At 52.4% G+C, this 4,653-nt stretch carries 2 rRNA genes; both read left to right on the forward strand.

Annotated elements, in window-relative coordinates:
- The first annotated feature begins 2 nt into the window (after positions 1 to 2).
- Positions 3 to 1,568, forward strand: a 16S ribosomal RNA gene (locus HP569_RS14225).
- A 168-nt stretch (positions 1,569 to 1,736) separates the two neighbouring features.
- Positions 1,737 to 4,649, forward strand: a 23S ribosomal RNA gene (locus HP569_RS14230).
- The 16S and 23S rRNA genes sit together here, the layout of an rRNA operon.
- The last annotated feature ends 4 nt before the right edge of the window (positions 4,650 to 4,653 follow it).

The following is a 4,653-nucleotide window of genomic DNA, read 5'->3' on the forward strand; positions in this document are numbered from 1 at the left end:
ATTTTATGGAGAGTTTGATCTTGGCTCAGGACGAACGCTGGCGGCGTGCCTAATACATGCAAGTCGAGCGCGGGAAGCAAACAATCACCCTTCGGGGTGTGCGTTTGTGGAACGAGCGGCGGACGGGTGAGTAACACGTGGGCAACCTACCTGTAAGACTGGGATAACTCCGGGAAACCGGAGCTAATACCGGATAATACATTTGTTTGCATAAACAGATGATAAAAGGCGGCTTTTAGCTGTCACTTACAGATGGGCCCGCGGCGCATTAGCTAGTTGGTGAGGTAACGGCTCACCAAGGCAACGATGCGTAGCCGACCTGAGAGGGTGATCGGCCACACTGGGACTGAGACACGGCCCAGACTCCTACGGGAGGCAGCAGTAGGGAATCTTCCGCAATGGACGAAAGTCTGACGGAGCAACGCCGCGTGAACGAAGAAGGTTTTCGGATCGTAAAGTTCTGTTGTTAGGGAAGAACAAGTACCGTTCGAATAGGGCGGTACCTTGACGGTACCTAACGAGAAAGCCCCGGCTAACTACGTGCCAGCAGCCGCGGTAATACGTAGGGGGCAAGCGTTGTCCGGAATTATTGGGCGTAAAGCGCGCGCAGGCGGTTTTTTAAGTCTGATGTGAAATCTTGCGGCTCAACCGCAAGCGGTCATTGGAAACTGGAGAACTTGAGTGCAGAAGAGGAGAGTGGAATTCCACGTGTAGCGGTGAAATGCGTAGATATGTGGAGGAACACCAGTGGCGAAGGCGACTCTCTGGTCTGTAACTGACGCTGAGGCGCGAAAGCGTGGGTAGCGAACAGGATTAGATACCCTGGTAGTCCACGCCGTAAACGATGAGTGCTAGGTGTTAGGGGGTTTCCGCCCCTTAGTGCTGCAGTTAACGCATTAAGCACTCCGCCTGGGGAGTACGGCCGCAAGGCTGAAACTCAAAAGAATTGACGGGGACCCGCACAAGCGGTGGAGCATGTGGTTTAATTCGAAGCAACGCGAAGAACCTTACCAGGTCTTGACATCCGCTGATACCCCTAGAGATAGGGCATTCCCTTCGGGGACAGCGTGACAGGTGGTGCATGGTTGTCGTCAGCTCGTGTCGTGAGATGTTGGGTTAAGTCCCGCAACGAGCGCAACCCTTGATCTTAGTTGCCAGCATTTAGTTGGGCACTCTAAGGTGACTGCCGGTGACAAACCGGAGGAAGGTGGGGATGACGTCAAATCATCATGCCCCTTATGACCTGGGCTACACACGTGCTACAATGGATGGTACAAAGGGCAGCGAAACGGCGACGTTTAGCAAATCCCATAAAACCATTCTCAGTTCGGATTGTAGGCTGCAACTCGCCTACATGAAGCCGGAATCGCTAGTAATCGCGGATCAGCATGCCGCGGTGAATACGTTCCCGGGTCTTGTACACACCGCCCGTCACACCACGAGAGTTGGCAACACCCGAAGTCGGTGAGGTAACCATTTGGAGCCAGCCGCCGAAGGTGGGGCCAATGATTGGGGTGAAGTCGTAACAAGGTAGCCGTATCGGAAGGTGCGGCTGGATCACCTCCTTTCTAAGGATAATAGGAAACAGCTCTTTTGAGCTGTCAAGCATGTTGGTTGTTTGGTTCAGTTTTGAGAGATTAAACTCTCAATTATGTACCTTGAAAACTAGATAAGAAGTATGACAAGACATCATATCAAAAGTAAGAACCAAACGTCTATTTACGATGAAGTAAGATAGTTAAGTAAGTAAGGGCGCACGGTGGATGCCTTGGCACTAGGAGCCGAAGAAGGACGGGACAAACACCGATATGTCTCGGGGAGCCGTACGTAGGCAATGATCCGGGAATTTCCGAATGGGGGAACCCCCTGCTCGTAATGGAGTAGGACAGCACACTAAATACATAGGTGTGTTGAGGCAGACCCGGGGAACTGAAACATCTCAGTACCCGGAGGAAGAGAAAGCAAACGCGATTTCCTGAGTAGCGGCGAGCGAAACGGAATTAGCCCAAACCAAAAAGCTTGCTTTTTGGGGTTGTAGGACACTCCATTGGAGTTACAAAGAAACGTATTACATGAATCGATCTGGAAAGATCAGCCGAAGAAGGTAACAGCCCTGTAATGGAAAGTATGTTTCCTCCGGAGTGGATCCTGAGTACGGCGGAACACGTGAAATTCCGTCGGAATCTGGGAGGACCATCTCCCAAGGCTAAATACTCCCTAGTGACCGATAGTGAACCAGTACCGTGAGGGAAAGGTGAAAAGCACCCCGGAAGGGGAGTGAAAGAGATCCTGAAACCGTGTGCCTACAAGTAGTCGGAGCCCGTTAATGGGTGACGGCGTACCTTTTGTAGAATGGACCGGCGAGTTACGATTCTTTGCAAGGTTAAGCCGCATAGGCGGAGCCGCAGCGAAAGCGAGTCTGAATAGGGCGATAGAGTAAAGGGTCGTAGACCCGAAACCGTGTGATCTACCCATGTCCAGGGTGAAGGTCAGGTAACACTGACTGGAGGCCCGAACCCACGTATGTTGAAAAATGCGGGGATGAGGTGTGGGTAGGGGTGAAATGCCAATCGAACACGGAGATAGCTGGTTCTCTCCGAAATAGCTTTAGGGCTAGCCTCAAGTAACGTATGTTGGAGGTAGAGCACTGATTGGACTAGGGGCCCTCATCGGGTTACCGAATTCAGTCAAACTCCGAATGCCAATCATATAGACTTGGGAGTCAGACTATGGGTGATAAGGTTCATAGTCGAAAGGGAAACAGCCCAGACCGTCAGCTAAGGTCCCAAAGTATACGTTAAGTGGAAAAGGATGTGGCGTTGCACAGACAACCAGGATGTTGGCTTAGAAGCAGCCATCATTTAAAGAGTGCGTAATAGCTCACTGGTCGAGTGACGCTGCGCCGAAAATGTACCGGGGCTAAACGTATCACCGAAGCTACGGATTGTTCTTTGAACAATGGTAGGAGAGCGTTCAACGTGCCGTGAAGTCAGACCGTGAGGACTGGTGGAGCGCGTTGAAGTGAGAATGCCGGTATGAGTAGCGAAATAGAAGTGAGAATCTTCTACACCGAAAGCCTAAGGTTTCCTGAGGAAGGCTCGTCCGCTCAGGGTTAGTCGGGACCTAAGCCGAGGCCGAAAGGCGTAGGCGATGGACAACAGGTTGATATTCCTGTACCACCTCGTGACCGTTTGAACAACGGGGGGACGCAGAAGGATATGGAAAGCGTGCTGCTGGTTATGCACGTCCAAGCAGTGAGTGTGTCAGATAGGCAAATCCGTCTGATAAGCACAAGCTGTGATGGGGAGGGAAATAAAGTACCGAAGTTCCAGATTTCACACTGCCAAGAAAAGCCTCTAGTGAGGTCACAGGTGCCCGTACCGCAAACCGACACAGGTAGGCGAGAAGAGAATTCTAAGGTGAGCGGGAGAACTCTCGTTAAGGAACTCGGCAAAATGACCCCGTAACTTTGGGAGAAGGGGTGCTTCTTGCATGAGAAGCCGCAGTGAATAGGCCCAAGCGACTGTTTAGCAAAAACACAGGTCTCTGCAAAGCCGAAAGGCGAAGTATAGGGGCTGACACCTGCCCGGTGCTGGAAGGTTAAGGGGACATGTTAGCTCTTCGAGCGAAGCATTGAACCGAAGCCCCAGTAAACGGCGGCCGTAACTATAACGGTCCTAAGGTAGCGAAATTCCTTGTCGGGTAAGTTCCGACCCGCACGAAAGGTGCAACGACTTGGGCACTGTCTCAACGAGAGACCCGGTGAAATTATACGATGCGTGAAGATGCGCATTACCCGCGACAGGACGGAAAGACCCCGTGGAGCTTTACTGTAGCCTGATATTGAATGTTGGCACAGCTTGTACAGGATAGGTGGGAGCCTTAGAAGCGTGAGCGCTAGCTTACGTGGAGGCGCCGGTGGGATACCACCCTGGCTGTGTTGACCTTCTAACCCAGGACCGTGATCCGGTTCGGAGACAGTGTCAGGCGGGCAGTTTGACTGGGGCGGTCGCCTCCTAAAGAGTAACGGAGGCGCCCAAAGGTTCCCTCAGAATGGTTGGAAATCATTCGAAGAGTGTAAAGGCAGAAGGGAGCTTGACTGCGAGACCTACAAGTCGAGCAGGGACGAAAGTCGGGCTTAGTGATCCGGCGGTACCGAATGGAAGGGCCGTCGCTCAACGGATAAAAGCTACCCCGGGGATAACAGGCTTATCTCCCCCAAGAGTCCACATCGACGGGGAGGTTTGGCACCTCGATGTCGGCTCATCGCATCCTGGGGCTGTAGTCGGTCCCAAGGGTTGGGCTGTTCGCCCATTAAAGCGGTACGCGAGCTGGGTTCAGAACGTCGTGAGACAGTTCGGTCCCTATCCGTCGTGGGCGTTGGAAGTTTGAGAGGAGCTGTCCTTAGTACGAGAGGACCGGGATGGACACACCGCTGGTGCACCAGTTGTTCTGCCAAGAGCATCGCTGGGTAGCTACGTGTGGAAGGGATAAGTGCTGAAAGCATCTAAGCATGAAGCCCCCCTCAAGATGAGACTTCCCATCTTTTAGAGTAAGATCCCTCAGAGACGATGAGGTAGATAGGTTCGAGGTGGAAGCGTGGTGACACGTGCAGCTGACGAATACTAATCGATCGAGGACTTAACTATATTT

The sequence above is a fragment of the Paraliobacillus salinarum genome (genome assembly GCF_014083865.1).
Classification (GTDB): Bacteria; Bacillota; Bacilli; order Bacillales; family Amphibacillaceae; genus Paraliobacillus; species Paraliobacillus salinarum.